At 30.2% G+C, this 14,792-nt stretch carries 16 protein-coding genes; 14 read left to right on the top strand and 2 right to left on the bottom strand.

The genetic code is table 11. The annotated features are described in order from the left end of the window. Position 1 precedes the first annotated feature (1 nt). The 9 genes from ABDZ93_RS05250 to ABDZ93_RS05210 all read left to right on the top strand — a co-directional run bounded on the left by ABDZ93_RS05250 (position 2) and on the right by ABDZ93_RS05210 (position 7,419). Positions 2-1,324: an L-aspartate oxidase gene (locus tag ABDZ93_RS05250; RefSeq protein WP_343824278.1), complete on the top strand. Its 1,323-nt coding sequence runs from the start codon at positions 2-4 to the stop codon at positions 1,322-1,324. Further along, entirely contained in the window at positions 1,302-2,141 is an 840-nt protein-coding gene (gene nadC, locus ABDZ93_RS05245; RefSeq protein ID WP_343824544.1) for a carboxylating nicotinate-nucleotide diphosphorylase, read from the top strand. Before ABDZ93_RS05250 ends, nadC begins: the two co-directional genes overlap by 23 nt. 243 nt (positions 2,142-2,384) lie before the next feature. Further along, the gene (locus ABDZ93_RS05240; RefSeq protein WP_343824276.1) at positions 2,385-3,062 is read left to right on the top strand and encodes a pseudouridine synthase; all 678 of its coding nucleotides are present in this window, start codon (positions 2,385-2,387) and stop codon (positions 3,060-3,062) included. 132 nt (positions 3,063-3,194) lie between these two features. Further along, a complete protein-coding gene (locus tag ABDZ93_RS05235) occupies positions 3,195-3,494 on the top strand; it encodes a zinc-ribbon domain-containing protein (protein ID WP_343824274.1) in 300 nt (99 codons plus the stop codon). A gap of 6 nt (positions 3,495-3,500) precedes the next feature. Continuing rightward, the gene (locus tag ABDZ93_RS05230) at positions 3,501-3,866 is read left to right on the top strand and encodes a DUF2085 domain-containing protein (protein ID WP_343824272.1); all 366 of its coding nucleotides are present in this window, start codon (positions 3,501-3,503) and stop codon (positions 3,864-3,866) included. A 117-nt stretch (positions 3,867-3,983) separates the two neighbouring features. Then, positions 3,984-5,789: an FUSC family protein gene (locus ABDZ93_RS05225; protein WP_343824270.1), complete on the top strand. Its 1,806-nt coding sequence runs from the start codon at positions 3,984-3,986 to the stop codon at positions 5,787-5,789. A gap of 51 nt (positions 5,790-5,840) precedes the next feature. After that, positions 5,841-6,314: a peptide-methionine (S)-S-oxide reductase MsrA gene (gene msrA / locus ABDZ93_RS05220; RefSeq protein ID WP_343824268.1), complete on the top strand. Its 474-nt coding sequence runs from the start codon at positions 5,841-5,843 to the stop codon at positions 6,312-6,314. Positions 6,315-6,413: 99 nt separating this feature from the next. Next, positions 6,414-6,977: an NUDIX hydrolase gene (locus ABDZ93_RS05215; protein WP_343824266.1), complete on the top strand. Its 564-nt coding sequence runs from the start codon at positions 6,414-6,416 to the stop codon at positions 6,975-6,977. Between the two features lie 4 nt (positions 6,978-6,981). Next, positions 6,982-7,419: an N-acetyltransferase gene (locus tag ABDZ93_RS05210; protein ID WP_343824264.1), complete on the top strand. Its 438-nt coding sequence runs from the start codon at positions 6,982-6,984 to the stop codon at positions 7,417-7,419. A gap of 12 nt (positions 7,420-7,431) precedes the next feature. Here the strand turns inward: ABDZ93_RS05210 and ABDZ93_RS05205 are convergent, their stop codons facing one another. After that, on the bottom strand, positions 7,432-7,815 hold the full coding sequence (locus ABDZ93_RS05205; protein ID WP_343824263.1) for a DUF5658 family protein: 384 nt from the start codon (positions 7,813-7,815) through the stop codon (positions 7,432-7,434). Positions 7,816-8,459: 644 nt separating this feature from the next. Between ABDZ93_RS05205 and trpB the strand changes: the two genes are divergently transcribed. After that, a complete protein-coding gene (trpB, locus tag ABDZ93_RS05200) occupies positions 8,460-9,626 on the top strand; it encodes a tryptophan synthase subunit beta (RefSeq protein ID WP_343824261.1) in 1,167 nt (388 codons plus the stop codon). 367 nt (positions 9,627-9,993) lie between these two features. Here trpB and ABDZ93_RS05195 read toward each other — a convergent pair whose 3' ends face one another. Continuing rightward, positions 9,994-11,337: an aminotransferase class V-fold PLP-dependent enzyme gene (locus ABDZ93_RS05195; RefSeq protein ID WP_343824259.1), complete on the bottom strand. Its 1,344-nt coding sequence runs from the start codon at positions 11,335-11,337 to the stop codon at positions 9,994-9,996. Between the two features lie 148 nt (positions 11,338-11,485). Between ABDZ93_RS05195 and ABDZ93_RS05190 the strand changes: the two genes are divergently transcribed. From ABDZ93_RS05190 to mnmA, 4 genes are read left to right on the top strand one after another with little or no spacing between them, the layout of a single operon-like run. Beyond that, the gene (locus tag ABDZ93_RS05190) at positions 11,486-11,926 is read left to right on the top strand and encodes an RrF2 family transcriptional regulator (protein WP_343824257.1); all 441 of its coding nucleotides are present in this window, start codon (positions 11,486-11,488) and stop codon (positions 11,924-11,926) included. After that, a complete protein-coding gene (nifS, locus tag ABDZ93_RS05185; RefSeq protein ID WP_343824255.1) occupies positions 11,919-13,127 on the top strand; it encodes a cysteine desulfurase NifS in 1,209 nt (402 codons plus the stop codon). Before ABDZ93_RS05190 ends, nifS begins: the two co-directional genes overlap by 8 nt. 2 nt (positions 13,128-13,129) lie before the next feature. Next, positions 13,130-13,558 carry a Fe-S cluster assembly scaffold protein NifU gene (gene nifU, locus ABDZ93_RS05180; RefSeq protein ID WP_343824253.1) on the top strand — a complete coding sequence of 143 codons (429 nt, stop codon included), beginning with the start codon at positions 13,130-13,132 and terminating at the stop codon, positions 13,556-13,558. 13 nt (positions 13,559-13,571) lie between these two features. After that, a complete protein-coding gene (mnmA, locus tag ABDZ93_RS05175) occupies positions 13,572-14,651 on the top strand; it encodes a tRNA 2-thiouridine(34) synthase MnmA (protein ID WP_343824251.1) in 1,080 nt (359 codons plus the stop codon). Positions 14,652-14,792: the final 141 nt, after the last annotated feature.

Genomic DNA, 14,792 nt, shown 5'->3' with positions numbered 1-14,792 from the left:
AATGAATATAAAATATGATGTATTAATTATAGGGACAGGTATTGCAGGCCTTTATACTGCTTGTAATTTGAAGGATAATCTTAGGGTTTTAATAATAACTAAAAATAAGTTAAGAGATTGCAACAGTTATCTAGCTCAAGGTGGTATTTCAACCCTAAGGGATATTGAAGACAAGGAAGCTTTTATAGAGGATACTTTAAAAGCTGGTAATTACAAAAATAAAGTGGATGCTGTTACCCAGATAGTTGAAAATTCTACTGACAATATTAATAGACTATTGAGTTTAGGAGTAGATTTTGATAAGGATACTCATGAGTTAAACTATACTAGAGAAGGCGGTCATAGTAAGTATAGAATAGTACATTCTAAAGATGAAACCGGGAAGGAAGTAATAGAGAAGCTAATCAATTATGTTTCTAGTAAAGAAAATATAACTATATTAGAAGATGCTACATTACTAGATATAATTCAATATAAAAATAGGTGTATAGGTGGAGTTATAGAATACGATAATGAGATTATAACAATAAATGCTAAAGCTACAGTATTAGCTACTGGTGGCATTGGGGGGATCTTTAATTCTACCACAAATATAGAAACTATCACAGGGGATGGTCTTAGTATTGCATTAAAGCATAATGTTCTTATGAAGGATATATCCTATCTTCAACTTCATCCTACCGTATTATATGAAGAAGAGGTAAGAGGGCGTAAGTTATTGCTATCAGAATCCCTTAGAGGAGAAGGTGGAGTAATAAGAAATGCATTGGGAGAGAAATTTGTAAATCCTCTATTACCTAGAGATATAGTTTCAAGAGAGATTTTAAAGGAGACATGTAAGACACCTCAAACACCCTATGTTTACTTAGATATGACTAATAAATCTAAGGAATTTTTAATCAATAGATTTCCATATATTTATGAGCAATGTTTAAAACGTGGATATAAGATGGAGAAGAATTTATTGCCAATTGCTCCAGCCCATCATTATTGTATGGGAGGAATTAAGGTTGATTTAAATTCAAAAACCTCCATGAAAGATTTATATGCTATAGGTGAGGTTAGCTGTACAGGTGTACATGGTAGCAATAGATTAGCAAGCAATTCTTTATTAGAGGGTTTAGTTTTTAGTAGAAAGGCAGCACAGCATGTTAATTTACTTGTAGATGAAGGTGAAGATAAGCTAAGTGGCGAATTGGTTGAAAGAATAAATCTTAAGGCTATAAGTGGTGTTAAAAATGCAAATGAGGAATATAAGTATAAGTTTATTAGTTATTTGAAGGGAAAGGTAAATGGTGAATATGTTAAACTTTTTAATTGTTGATGATATTATTAAGAGAGCTTTAAAAGAAGATAGTCCCTATGGGGATGTAACTGTATCAGCTATAGTTTCTCCGCTAGAAAGAGCTGAGGTTGATTTAATAGCTAAAGAGGAAGGTATAATTTGTGGATTAGATATTTTTAAAAGGGTATTTGAAATCTTAGGAGAAGTTGAAGTTAACTTGTTTGTTAAGGATGGAGACTTAGTAAAGAATACTATGGTTATCGGTAAAGTAACAGGAAATGCGGGCAACATATTAGTAGGAGAAAGAATAGCCCTTAATTTACTTCAAAGAATGAGTGGTATTTCTACTTTAACTAACAGATATGTAAAGAAACTAGAGGGACTTAATACAAAAATATTAGATACTAGAAAAACTACACCTAATTTAAGAGTTCTTGAAAAGTATGCAGTTAAAATTGGAGGAGGAGTAAATCATAGATTTTCCTTATCCGATGGAATACTTATTAAAGATAATCACATTGGATATGCAGGTAGTATAAAAGAAGCCATTGAGTTAGCTAAAAAGAATTCTTCTTTTGTAAGAAAAATAGAAGTTGAAACTGAAACTAGAGAGCAGGTTTTGGAGGCTCTAGAAGCAGGAGCTGATATAATTATGCTTGATAATATGAGCCCAGATTTAGCAGGAAATATGGTTGAACTAATAAATGGAAGAGCTTTAACAGAGTGTTCAGGTAATATTACCTTAGAAACAGTGTTAGACTACGGTAAAACTGGAGTAGATTATATTTCATCTGGAGAATTAACTCATTCTGTAAAGGCCTTTGATATCTCACTAAAAAACTTTAGGAAAATATAAATATAAAGTGATATAATTATTTTAAGTATGATTACTATGTTGAAATATATGGTAATCATATTTTTTATTTAATGGATTAAATAAACAGAGTTCTTTGCTTCAGAGGGAGATTTTACTCCCTCTGAAGTGTAGAAATCGTTATCCAGGGACGTAGCAGCTCTTTACTCCCACTTTGAAGAAGATGGCGTATTAGAGCTGGTAGTCATCGGATAAATATTAGTATGACAAAGGAAAGGACAACATATGAGAATTAATAAATTATTTAGTAATCTTGGAATCTGTTCAAGAAGAGAGACTAATAGGCTTATAGAAGAGGGAAGGGTAAAAGTAAATGGAATACTTTCTATTCCTGGGCAATGGGTAGAACTAGAGGATGAAATTTTAATTGACAATAGGCCTATTACAGCTAGGAAGAAAATTTATATAGCCTTTAATAAGCCCATAGGAGTTACATGCACTGCAGCTAGTGATGTGGAAAATAACATCATTGATTTCATAAATTATGAAGAATATATATTTCCAGTAGGAAGATTAGATAAAGAATCTCATGGATTAATTCTCATGACTAATGATGGTGAACTAGCAAATAAAATATTAAATTCAGATAATTATCACGAAAAGGAGTATGTAGTAAAGGTAGATAAACCTATAGATGATAATTTTGTAAGTAACATGTCTACAGGTGTATGTATTCTGGGAGAAAAGACTCGACCTTGCAGCATTATAAAAGTAGATGAATATACCTTTAAAATTATATTAACTCAAGGACTAAATAGACAGATTAGAAGAATGAGTAAAGTCTTAGGATATAATGTGATAGATTTAAAAAGAATAAGAATTTGTTCTATAAATGTAGAAGGAATAGAGAAAGGTATGTGGAGATATCTTACTGAAGATGAAGTTAGGGTCTTAATGATATAAAAGAAGTAATATATTTCCTATGTATATACTATAACTTGGAAATTTTTGTTGCAATATTAATAAAAAATTTATATAATGTTAATAGAAAATGTAGAAAATAAAATAATATTAAACATTAAGGGGGTAAAAAGGATGTTTTGTAAAAATTGTGGAAAAGAAATAGACAATAATGCAGAAATATGTCCGTTGTGTGGAGTAAGAGTAAAGGAAGCCAAATCGGGGGCTGTAGATAATCCATCTCATTTAGCGGGTATAGCATCATGTTGTTTTCCGATAGTAGGAATAATTTTATATTTCTTATGGAAAGATGAAAAACCTAAGTCAGCTAAAACACTTTGTTACTGGATGATAGGTGGAGTAGTAGCTTGGATAGTGTTCTATATTTTATGCATTGTTATAGGCTTTGCATCAGAAGCAATGTATTACTATTAAAATCAAATGAAGTCTATAGATAAATTACTACATTATATGTTTCTGTGTCATAGAATACCTGAAAGATCTTTTTTTTATAAGGGAAAGCAGTTTCCAATATGTGCAAGATGTACTGGAATACTTATAGGATATTTATTTGGAATTATATATATTATATTTTCTGAAAAACCTCATCTTTTAATTGAGATTTTACTTATCATGCCATTAGCTATTGACGGCATGGGACAATTTTATGGTTATTGGACTAGTAATAATATAAGAAGGTTATTAACAGGAATTTTTGCAGGTATTGCTGCCATAGGCTTTTTTAGAGCTGCTATAGTTCTAGGACTTAACACTGGAAGATACATATTTAAATTAATTATTATGTAAAAAGACATCCTAAATTTTAGGATGTCTTTTTTTAGTTATTACAATATTATATAGAATACATAAGTTAATTTAGCTAATAATAAGTAGATAAATATTTATAATAAGGATGTTAGTGTTATGTATAATAAACTAGTAAAGAAATTTAATATGAATACATATTCAATGATAAAGCATGGCTCAGTAGCTGTAATAACTCTGTTTGGAGTAGGCATATTATTTGGAGTTAAGAATATAATGATTGCGTTCCCTATAGCCCTTACTTCAACGGTTATGGGAAGACAAAATTTTCAGGTTAAAACCTTTAATAAAGCCATTAAAATAATCCTTATTGATTTAGTTATTGTTCTAACAGCATATTTTTCATCTATAAATATATTTTGGGGGATACCTATAAACTTTTTTGCTATTTTTCTTATAATGTATACTATAGTATCGCCCTATGATTTAACTTTTTATAAACCCTTTATAATGCTATATGTATTTACTCAATATGCGCAGGTATCATTAGGAGAACTACCTTTAAGAATTTTATCTGTAATCTTTGGAGTTTTAATAGTAGTAGGAGCAAGTTATATAAATAGAGTAAATGAAAGGTCTATTTTAGGAAAAAGCATGCAAGAGGCCTTTATTTTAATAAACAAGCAATTTAAAAATATCTTAAGGGGAGAGTATGATAATACCATAGAAGATAAATGTTCCAAAATAATGAGAGATATTGCTTATAAAGTATATGTAACAAGACATAGAAGATACTTAACCACTAACCTAGGGAAAGTTCAATTTCAAATATTTATTAATGTAGAATACTTTAATTTATACATGATTCAAGTGTATGGAGGTATTAAAAATTCAAGTATTTCTTGGGAATATATAGAAAAATTAAAAGAAATAGTAGAAGATATAATAGAGTTATGCAAAGATGATTTAGAGCTACAAACTATAAAAAAATCTATTGAGAACTTTATAAAAGAGTGGAATAAAGATGAGGAATATCACTTAGAGATGTCCTTAATACTAGAAAACCTTCTTAGTAGTATTAAGGAATTGAACTCCATAGAGAAAAGAGGTTCTAATAAAGTATACAAAGAGTGGGCTAGAGCTGACATAGATAAAACCAGAGTGACCTTCAAAGAATATTTTAGACCTAATACTATAAGATTTAAATTTGCTATTAGAATGGCAATAACCCTTACTATAGCACTACTTATTGGAGAGTTTTTAGGTTTTTATAAAGTAATATGGGCAGCAATAACTGTAATGTCTATTATGCAACCTTATTATGAAGATACTATTAAAAAGGCTAGAGAGAGAGTTATAGGAAATATATTAGGCATTTTATTTACAGGAATATTTATTAATCTGGTGGATTCTAGAATAGTTACTTTAGGAATTTTAACTATTTCTCTTTACTTAATTTATGCTTTTAAAGAATATTATAAAATATCACTATTTACGGCTATCGCATCCATATGTATAGCATCTTTCACAGAAAATATAAATGTATTGATTTCATATAGAATAGTATACGTAATTATAGGGGTAATTATTGTCGTTATAGCCAATAGAGTTGTTTTCCCATATAGGCTAAAGGATGGAGTGGAACAACTTATAGATAAAATTGCTAGGCTGAATAAAAAGCTCATAGAAGATAGTATGGAATTTTTGAAAAGTAATAAGCAGATTCATGAAATAAGAGATTTGATTATTCATTCAACTCTTTTATGTCAAAAGCTTTATATGAGAAATCTTCAATATAATGATGAAGAAATTAATAAATTTATAGCCATTAATAATAAATATGTGATAGAAGTAGGATATAGGGTATTAATGGTCTATGAGAAAAATGAAGATGTCAAGAAGGAAAGTATAGAAGCTGTATTGAAGTTATATGAAGACTTTAATAATAAGATAAGACATATGTAATAGTAAGAAAAATTATAGGTATTAAAGAAAGTGTATAAAGGAGTTAATAAAATGAAAAGAATTGTACTAGCAGGAGGATGCTTTTGGGGAGTAGAGGAGTTTTTTTCTAGAATTCATGGTGTAATAAATACAGAAGTGGGATATGCCAATGGTAGGACAACAAATCCTATATATGAAGATGTTTGCTATGGAAATACATATTTTGCAGAAGTATGTATGGTAGATTTTGATGAAAGTATAATTCCCTTAGAAGAAATATTAAATAAATTTTGGTCAATTATAGATCCAACCACACTGAATAGACAGGGAAATGATATAGGAAGTCAATATAGAACTGGAGTTTATTATGTTGATAAATCAGATGAAGAAATAATTATAAAAGCCATGGAGAAATTACAAAAGAACTATATAAAGAAGATAGCAACAGAAATAAAACCCTTAGAAAGTTATTATAAAGCCGAAGAATACCATCAAAGGTATTTAAAGAAAAATCCTAATGGATATTGTCATATAAGTTTAGATTGATAGGAGGTTCAATGCAGTTTATCTATACTGTATTGAACCTTTATGTTACTATAAAGTAAATAATTTTAAATTATAAAATGCTATAAAGGAGGCTTAACCATGGGATGGATTGAGGAGATAAAAAATTATATTCCACATAATGAGGAAGAAGAAAAAGATAAAAATGTGGCTTTATTAAGTATAAGTCAATTTAATAATTTGTTGACTAGAGAAAATCCATTAATTCATGTAACCAGTTCAGGTTATATTGTAAATAATCGTAGAACTAAAGTTTTAATGGTTCATCATAATATTTATAAAACTTGGTGTTGGACAGGTGGTCACGCTGATGGGGATGAAGATTTACTTCATGTAGCAATAAAAGAAGCTAAGGAAGAAACAGGAGTAGAAGATATAAGACCTATTACTCCAGAGATATTATCTCTAGACATAATAGAGGTTATTGGACATTATAAAAGAGGAAAATATGTATCAGCACATCTTCATCTATCCCTTGCATATTTGCTAGAAGCTGATGAAGAGGAAGAAGTTAAAATTAAAGAAGATGAAAATAGTGGAGTTAAATGGCTTCCTATTGATGAAATCTACAAATATAGTAACGAGGTTAATATGATAAAATTATATGAAAAATTTAATGATAAAATAAAAAGTAGAGGGTGGTAATGCTATGAGTATAAGAGAATTCAATATAGAAGATTTAGAGGAAGTAGTGGCTATATGGCTAAATAGCAATATAGCAGCTCACAATTTTATACATGAAGATTATTGGAATTCTAATTATGAATTAGTGAAAACTCAATATATACCAAATTCTGAAACATATATTTATGAAGAGGAAGGCAAAGTGAAGGGGTTTTTAAGTATAATGAAGGGTGAGTTTATAGGTGCAGTTTTTGTAAATGTTAATTATCAATCAAAAGGTATAGGTAAAGCACTTATTAACTATGTCAAGGAAAGATATAATAAGCTATCACTTACTGTTTATGAAGAGAATATACGAGCAGTAAAATTTTATAAAAGAGAAGGGTTCAATATTATTCTTTCACAAATTGATGAAGCTACAGGTAAAAATGAATTAATTATGGAATGGAAAATGGATAGTTAGTTATAAGTGCTATTAAAATAGTATTCTCTTTGTATATAATAAAACTATAAGATTAAAGCCATGAAGAAGATTGATTATTATATACATTGTAAGTACTAAATTAGCAGTGATATTTGAAATTAATAGACCATTTAATGTTGCACTTTTTAGTCGATAATTCCAGTAAAGGATAACTAACAATACTATAGACATTTTTAAAAAGAAAGATAAAGGAATATTAGTCACAATATTTTTTGCCATAACATTAGCCTCAAAAAATAGGCCTCCATACTTGCCGACAAAGATCCAAGTAAAAAATAAATCACTAATATTTAAAAAGAAAATAAAAAGTAATTTTTTTCTTATAGATCTTGAAGTTATAATTTCTGATTTAGTTGTAAATTTAATAAAATTCATACAATAACACCTCACAAAAAAATATATCCATATTATGTTAAAGTATACTGTTATGGTAGAAGAATTTATATGAATTATAACTTAACAAGTGATTATTATATAATAACTAATAATCGTTGATGAAAGTACTATAGTTTTTTTATATAGTGTTGACATGTCCACTGTATAAAATATATAATAGAAAAAACATACAATGGTAAAAAATAAATATAATTTAGTTTGATGATAAGGAAGAGTAGTTTAATTTAGCTTTGATAAAGAGAGTTGGGGATGGTGGAATCCTAGCATGAAGGAATTAGATGAATGGACCTTTGAGAAATAAGAGGAAATCAATGGTGAGAGTACTTGATATCGTAGGCTACACGTTATAGTAGATGGAGTATGTAAGTACTTGAAATTAAGAGGCATATTGATAAATTTGTATTAGTGTATTTATCGATGGCAATTTAGGTGGCACCACGGAACTATCTCCGTCCTATTTTTATAGGACGGAGTTTTTTTATTGCTTTTTATTATTGTGTGGGAGTATTTGGATTGTTTTAGGTGGTGGTATGTATGAAATGAGAGTGGGAAGAAGTTAAAGAAAAACTTAATAGATTTAATAAAAATTATAGAATTATTTTTTGAGAAAAGGAGAGTTTATTATGAAAGGATACTTTGGTAAATATGGTGGAGCCTATGTTTCAGATGATGTGAAAAAGGCTTTAGGTGAGTTGGAAGAAGCTTTTGAAAAAGCTATTGAAGATAAGGAATTTATGAGGGAGTATAATTATTATTTAAAAGATTATAGTGGTAGGGAAACACCATTATATTTTGCTGAGAACCTAACAAAGTTTTGCGGAGGAGCTAAAGTGTATTTAAAGAGGGAAGATTTAAATCATACAGGAGCCCATAAAATAAATAATGTTTTAGGACAAATACTATTGGCTAAGAGAATGGGTAAAAATAAAGTAATTGCAGAAACAGGGGCTGGTCAACATGGAGTTGCCACAGCTACTTTAGCCGCAAAATTTGGAATGGAATGTGAAATCGTAATGGGGGAGGAAGATATAAAAAGACAAGAGCTTAATGTGTTTAAAATGAAAATATTAGGAGCAAAAGTTACTCCAGCAAATAGTGGTACTAAAACATTAAATGATGCAGTGAATGAAGCTTTAGAAAAATGGGTTAAAAATATTTCAGATACTTTTTATGTCCTTGGTTCTGCAGTTGGACCCCATCCTTACCCAAGGATTGTTAAGGAATTTCAGAAAATAATTGGTGAAGAGGCTAGAAAACAAATATTAGAAAAGGAAAATAAACTTCCTAATTATGTAGTTGCCTGTGTTGGGGGAGGAAGTAATGCCATTGGAATATTTACAGCCTTCCTAGAAGATAAAGATGTTAATCTTGTTGGAGTAGAGGCAGCAGGTTATGGAGTAGAAACAGAAATGCATGCTGCTACAATAACAAAAGGAAGAGAGGCTATTATTCATGGTATGAATACCCTTGTTTTAAAGAATGATAGTGGAGATGTTAAAGAAGCGTATTCTATTTCCCCTGGACTTGACTATCCAGGAGTTGGTCCTGAACATGCATTTTTAAGTGAAATTGGTAGAGCAAGATATAAATATATTACAGATAATGAAGCTATAAATGCTTTTATGACTTTATCAAAGTTAGAGGGAATAATACCAGCCGTTGAAAGTGCTCATGCTATTGCTTACACTATTAAATTAGCAAAAACTCTAAAACAAAATGAAGTGATAGTAGTAAGTCTTTCAGGACGAGGTGACAAGGATGTGTCTACTATAAGTAAACTTCTTAATTAGTACATTTAAGCTGTTGCTAATTTAATCATATAATTTTATAAATGAAATGCTTTTATTTTACTTTGAGTATGAAAATTTTACCTAGTTTACTATATAAATATTAATATAGGAAACTAGGTAAATAGTTATTCTATTCATGTAAGTTTGAAGGGATTCTGACTTTTAAGAGTATAAATATATCTGGATGAGGAATATTAACAGATGCATTATTAGCACTTTAAATCGAAATAACAAATTAGTTTAATTAAAATATAAAAGCTGTCTCAGATAACTTGCCTATGTGTTACATTAATGTTGAAATTGAACTTAAACTACTTAAATTCAATTTCAACACAGAGTAAAACTTAGTGGATTCTGGGACGGCTTTCTATATTAAGCTACTTTGTATTGAGCTATATTTTTTAAGATAATAACCCTTATTATCTGTAATTTTTTTTATGGCATATAAAAACTTATCGATTTCATCTATTGTATTGTAAATTCCAAAACTAACTCTAACCATACCAGGCTGAATATCTTTAGATACAAGAGTCAATTTTTCTATCATGGAGTCAGGAATTTTTAAAAGCCTTTGTAGATATGGATGAGCACAGAAACATCCACTTCTTACAGCAATGCCAAATTCATAAGCCAGTATTTTAGCAACTATAGTATGATGCATTCCCTCTATATTAAATGGAATAATGCTAACTTTATTTTGAAAGTCGGAATAATTGCTATATATTGTTACTGAATGTATAGATTGAAGATGTTTTGTAGTATATACAGTTAAATATTTTTCATATTCATCTATATTTGACATTCCAATTTGTGAAAGCTGATTTATAGCAGCACCTAAAGCTATTGAACCAATAAGGTTTGGAGAGCCAGCTTCTTCCTTATCAGGGGAAGCAGTCCATATTACTTTATCGTGAGATACGAATTTAATGGTTCCTCCACCGGTATGGTCAGGTTCATACTCATTAAAAAAATCTTTAGGTCCAATTAATACACCACAACCAAATGGGGCATACATCTTATGTGCTGAAAAAGCAACAAAATCAATAGGTCCTAAAGGGAGTTGAAGTCCTACAGAAAATTTACTGTGAGGAATTAGTTGAGCTCCATCCACTAAAATCTTAGCTCCATAACTATGAGCTAAATTTGCTATGGTATATATAGGGTTTTTAATACCAGTAACATTCGAAGCTCCAGTTATTGCAACTAAAGAAATTCTTCCATTATATAGTTCTAGTTTAGATTTTAAGTCATTCATATCTAAATAACCGTCATCATCTACTTCTACATATTTAACTTCAAAGTTTTTTCTCCATGGCAAATCATTAGAATGATGCTCCATAGAAGTGGATAGAATAATTGATTCCTTATATTGACTAGATAATATACCAGCTAGCTTATTTATAGCTTCAGTACAGTTTTTTACATATATAACATCCATCATATCGCTATAATCATTTATGAAAAATTTCACAATTTCTCTTGAGGTCTCATACATATAGGTGGATAATTGTGATTTATATCCATCTCCTCGATGTATTGAGGAGTAATAAGGAGAAAAATTTATTACTTCATCAATTACAGATTTTAATGGAGGCGTTGTAGCTGCATTATCGAAATTGATACCTATGCAATATGATTTATCTAATAATGGAACTTTAATATTTACTCCATAAACTAACTCTCTATACGGGTTATCCTTAAAGTTACTCATTTTTTACCTCCTTAAATAAATAGTTGTTATTATATATTATTAAAGATATATTTTATTGGTGCAGATATTAAAAGAATAGTTGACATAAACACTCTGATTTGATATTATTAAACCATAGTAAAGTACTCAACATTAAGGAATGATGTTTATGAAGTTATCAACCAAGGGAAGATACGGAGTTAAAGCTATGGTCGATCTAGCTATTAACTTTGGAAAGAGTCCCATATCTATTAAGAGTATTTCAAACAGACAAAATATTTCAGAATATTATCTTGAACAGTTATTTTCTGTTTTAAGAAAATCAGAGCTAATAAAAAGTATAAGAGGAGCCAATGGAGGATATATTCTAGCCAAGGATCCAAAGGAAATCACGGTATATCAAATATTGGATGTGTTGGAAGGGCCTATTGAAATTTCAACATGCCTAGATAGTGATGGCTGCAACAATATTGATTGTTGTGCAACTAGAATAGTATGGAAAAAAATTAAGGATAGTATTGACTCTGTAACAATGGCAATAACTTTACAGGATATTGTAGATGATTATTCTAACATATTGAAAATTAAAGGAGTGGACCTAAATGAATAAAACAGTTTATATGGATTATGCGGCAACAACATACACAAAACCAGAAGTATTAGAGGAGATGATACCTTACTTTACGGAGTTCTATGGTAACCCATCATCTATATATTCGATTTCAAGGGAAACTAAAAAAGCTATAGATAAAGCAAGAAATAGAGTGGCAAAAGCTATTAACGCCGATCCAATGGAAATATATTTCACTGGCGGTGGATCAGAAGCAGATAACTGGGTAATCAAAGGAATAGCACTTGCTAACCAAAATAAAGGAAATCATATCATAACTACTAAAATAGAACATCATGCTGTACTTCACACTTGTGAATATCTTGAAAAACAAGGGTTTGAAGTAACTTATTTGGATGTAGATGAAGAAGGACTTATTAGATTAGAAGAACTTAAAAATGCTATTAAGCCCAATACTATATTAGTAACTATAATGACTGCTAATAATGAGATTGGTACTGTACAACCTATTAAAGAAATAGGTGCTATATGTAAGGAAAGAAAAGTTTTCTTCCATACAGATGCAGTTCAAGCTATAGGTCATATAGAGATGGATGTTAAAAATATGGATATAGATGCATTATCTTTATCAGGACATAAAATTTATGGTCCTAAAGGTGTTGGAGTTTTATACCTTAGAAAAGGTATAAGAATTCATAACTTACTTCATGGTGGAGCTCAAGAGAAAAATAGAAGAGCGGGAACAGAAAATGTAGCTGGAATAGTTGGCTTAGGAAAAGCTATAGAACTAGCTATGGAAAACTTAACCAAAGAAAAAGAAAGATTAATTTACCTAAGGGATAAACTTATAAAGGGATTGTTAGAAATTCCATATTCCAAACTTAATGGTTCTGTAGGAGATAGAAGACTTCCAGGAAACGTAAATATTAGTTTCGAATTTATCGAAGGTGAATCAGTTCTTTTAATGCTTGATGCAAAAGGAATATGTGCTTCTAGTGGAAGTGCATGTACATCTGGATCTTTAGATCCATCTCACGTATTATTGGCTATAGGACTTCCTCATGAAGTTGCTCATGGTTCATTAAGACTTACTATGGGTGCTAAAACAACAGAAGAAGAAGTAGATTATGTAATAGAAACTGTACCTGCAATAGTACAAAGACTTAGAGATATGTCACCATTATATGACAGTTTCTTAAATGGAAAAATTAAAAGTTTTTTTAATAAGGAGGATAAATAATTATGATATATAGTGAAAAGGTAATGGATCATTTTACAAATCCAAGAAACGTTGGAGAAATAGAAAATGCTAGCGGAATTGGAGAAGTTGGAAATGCTAAATGTGGAGATATAATGAGAGTTTATTTAAAAGTTGAAGATAATAAAATCGTAGACTGTAAATTCAAAACTTTTGGATGTGGATCTGCCATAGCTTCTTCAAGTATGGCTACAGAGCTAATAAAAGGAAAAAGTTTAGATGAAGCATGGACACTTACAAATGTAGCTGTAGCAGAAGCTTTAGATGGACTTCCACCAGTTAAAATGCACTGCTCAGTTCTTGCAGAAGAAGCTATTCATAAAGCTATAAATGATTACAGAGAGAAACAAGGATTACAGACTTGGGATTACGAAGAGCATGATGATATACATGATCAAGTCCATGGAGAATAGGTGTGATACTTAAATGAAGAAAAAAGTTGTAATAGGGATGAGTGGAGGAGTTGATAGTTCTGTAGCAGCATATCTTTTAAAAGAACAAGGATATGATGTAACTGGAATTATGATGAAGCTTGCCCCAGATAATCCTGAATATGCGGAAAATGAAGGAGGATGCTGCTCTCTTTCAGCAGTTAATGATGCTAGACGAGTAGCAGATGTTTTAGATATACCCTTCTATGTTATGAATTTTAAAGCTCCTTTTAAAGAGCATGTAGTGGACAATTTTGTAGAGGAATATTTCAGCGGAAGGACCCCAAATCCATGTATAGAATGTAATAGAAAAATAAAGTTTGAAGAGTTTTTAAGAAAAGTTCAAGGGTTAGGTGCTGATTATATTGCTACTGGGCATTATGCTACTATAGACTTTGAAGAGGGAAGATATAGATTAAAGCGCTCAGAAGATGATAGAAAAGATCAAACCTATGCTTTATATACTCTAACACAAGATCAATTAGCACATACCTTAATGCCTTGTGGAGCTTATTCTAAAACAGAAATCAGAGCTATTGCTGAAAAGATAGGTCTAGAAGTCTTTAGAAAAAAAGACTCTCAAGAGATTTGTTTCATACCTGATAACAATCATGGTAGTTATATTTCTAGATTTAGTGGAAGAGAAGTTGTACCAGGAAATTTTGTAGATAGTACTGGAAGAGTTTTAGGAAAACATAAGGGCATAGTTTATTATACTATAGGGCAGAGAAAAGGTCTTGGAATTGCTCTTGGAAAGCCTGTATTTGTAACTAACATAATCCCGGAAAGAAATGAAGTAGTTTTAGGAGAAGAGTCAGAAATCTTTAATACTACCCTTATCGCTAAAAATATAAATTTAATTCCTAGGGATAGAATAGAAGGAGAGATTATGGTTCAGGCTAAGGTAAGATATTCAGCTAAACCAGCTCCTGCAAGGCTAGCACAATTAGATGAAAATCATATTAAGTTAGAGTTTGAAACCCCTCAGCGAGCTATAACTAAAGGGCAGTCTGTTGTTTGCTACCATGGTAACATAGTTGTTGGTGGGGGAATTATTGAGACTGTTGTAAAATAATAAATTATACTTGATTTTAAAGCACAATAAAAAAGTATTGAATAATATGTCAGGGTTGTCTTAAAGTATTTATTTAGGCCTATTAATAATGTAAGCTTAGTATAATCTTTAAGGCAATCCTTGATGCTATTCTAGGAGGTA

This window comes from Clostridium subterminale (genome assembly GCF_039521425.1).
GTDB lineage: Bacteria > Bacillota > Clostridia > Clostridiales > Clostridiaceae > Clostridium_J > Clostridium_J subterminale.
Note: the sequence above shows the minus strand (reverse complement) of the source record. Positions and strands in the feature narration are given on the sequence as shown.

Bases quoted from the DNA above. Each gene is read 5' to 3' on its own strand.
- ABDZ93_RS05250 (WP_343824278.1), top strand. From the start codon at position 2: ATGAATATAAAATATGATGTATTAATTATAGGGACAGGTATTGCAGGC.
- nadC (WP_343824544.1), top strand. From the start codon at position 1,302: ATGTTAAACTTTTTAATTGTTGATGATATTATTAAGAGAGCTTTAAAA.
- ABDZ93_RS05240 (WP_343824276.1), top strand. From the start codon at position 2,385: ATGAGAATTAATAAATTATTTAGTAATCTTGGAATCTGTTCAAGAAGA.
- ABDZ93_RS05235 (WP_343824274.1), top strand. From the start codon at position 3,195: ATGTTTTGTAAAAATTGTGGAAAAGAAATAGACAATAATGCAGAAATA.
- ABDZ93_RS05230 (WP_343824272.1), top strand. From the start codon at position 3,501: ATGAAGTCTATAGATAAATTACTACATTATATGTTTCTGTGTCATAGA.
- ABDZ93_RS05225 (WP_343824270.1), top strand. From the start codon at position 3,984: ATGTATAATAAACTAGTAAAGAAATTTAATATGAATACATATTCAATG.
- msrA (WP_343824268.1), top strand. From the start codon at position 5,841: ATGAAAAGAATTGTACTAGCAGGAGGATGCTTTTGGGGAGTAGAGGAG.
- ABDZ93_RS05215 (WP_343824266.1), top strand. From the start codon at position 6,414: ATGGGATGGATTGAGGAGATAAAAAATTATATTCCACATAATGAGGAA.
- ABDZ93_RS05210 (WP_343824264.1), top strand. From the start codon at position 6,982: ATGAGTATAAGAGAATTCAATATAGAAGATTTAGAGGAAGTAGTGGCT.
- ABDZ93_RS05205 (WP_343824263.1), bottom strand. From the start codon at position 7,815: ATGAATTTTATTAAATTTACAACTAAATCAGAAATTATAACTTCAAGA.
- trpB (WP_343824261.1), top strand. From the start codon at position 8,460: ATGAAAGGATACTTTGGTAAATATGGTGGAGCCTATGTTTCAGATGAT.
- ABDZ93_RS05195 (WP_343824259.1), bottom strand. From the start codon at position 11,337: ATGAGTAACTTTAAGGATAACCCGTATAGAGAGTTAGTTTATGGAGTA.
- ABDZ93_RS05190 (WP_343824257.1), top strand. From the start codon at position 11,486: ATGAAGTTATCAACCAAGGGAAGATACGGAGTTAAAGCTATGGTCGAT.
- nifS (WP_343824255.1), top strand. From the start codon at position 11,919: ATGAATAAAACAGTTTATATGGATTATGCGGCAACAACATACACAAAA.
- nifU (WP_343824253.1), top strand. From the start codon at position 13,130: ATGATATATAGTGAAAAGGTAATGGATCATTTTACAAATCCAAGAAAC.
- mnmA (WP_343824251.1), top strand. From the start codon at position 13,572: ATGAAGAAAAAAGTTGTAATAGGGATGAGTGGAGGAGTTGATAGTTCT.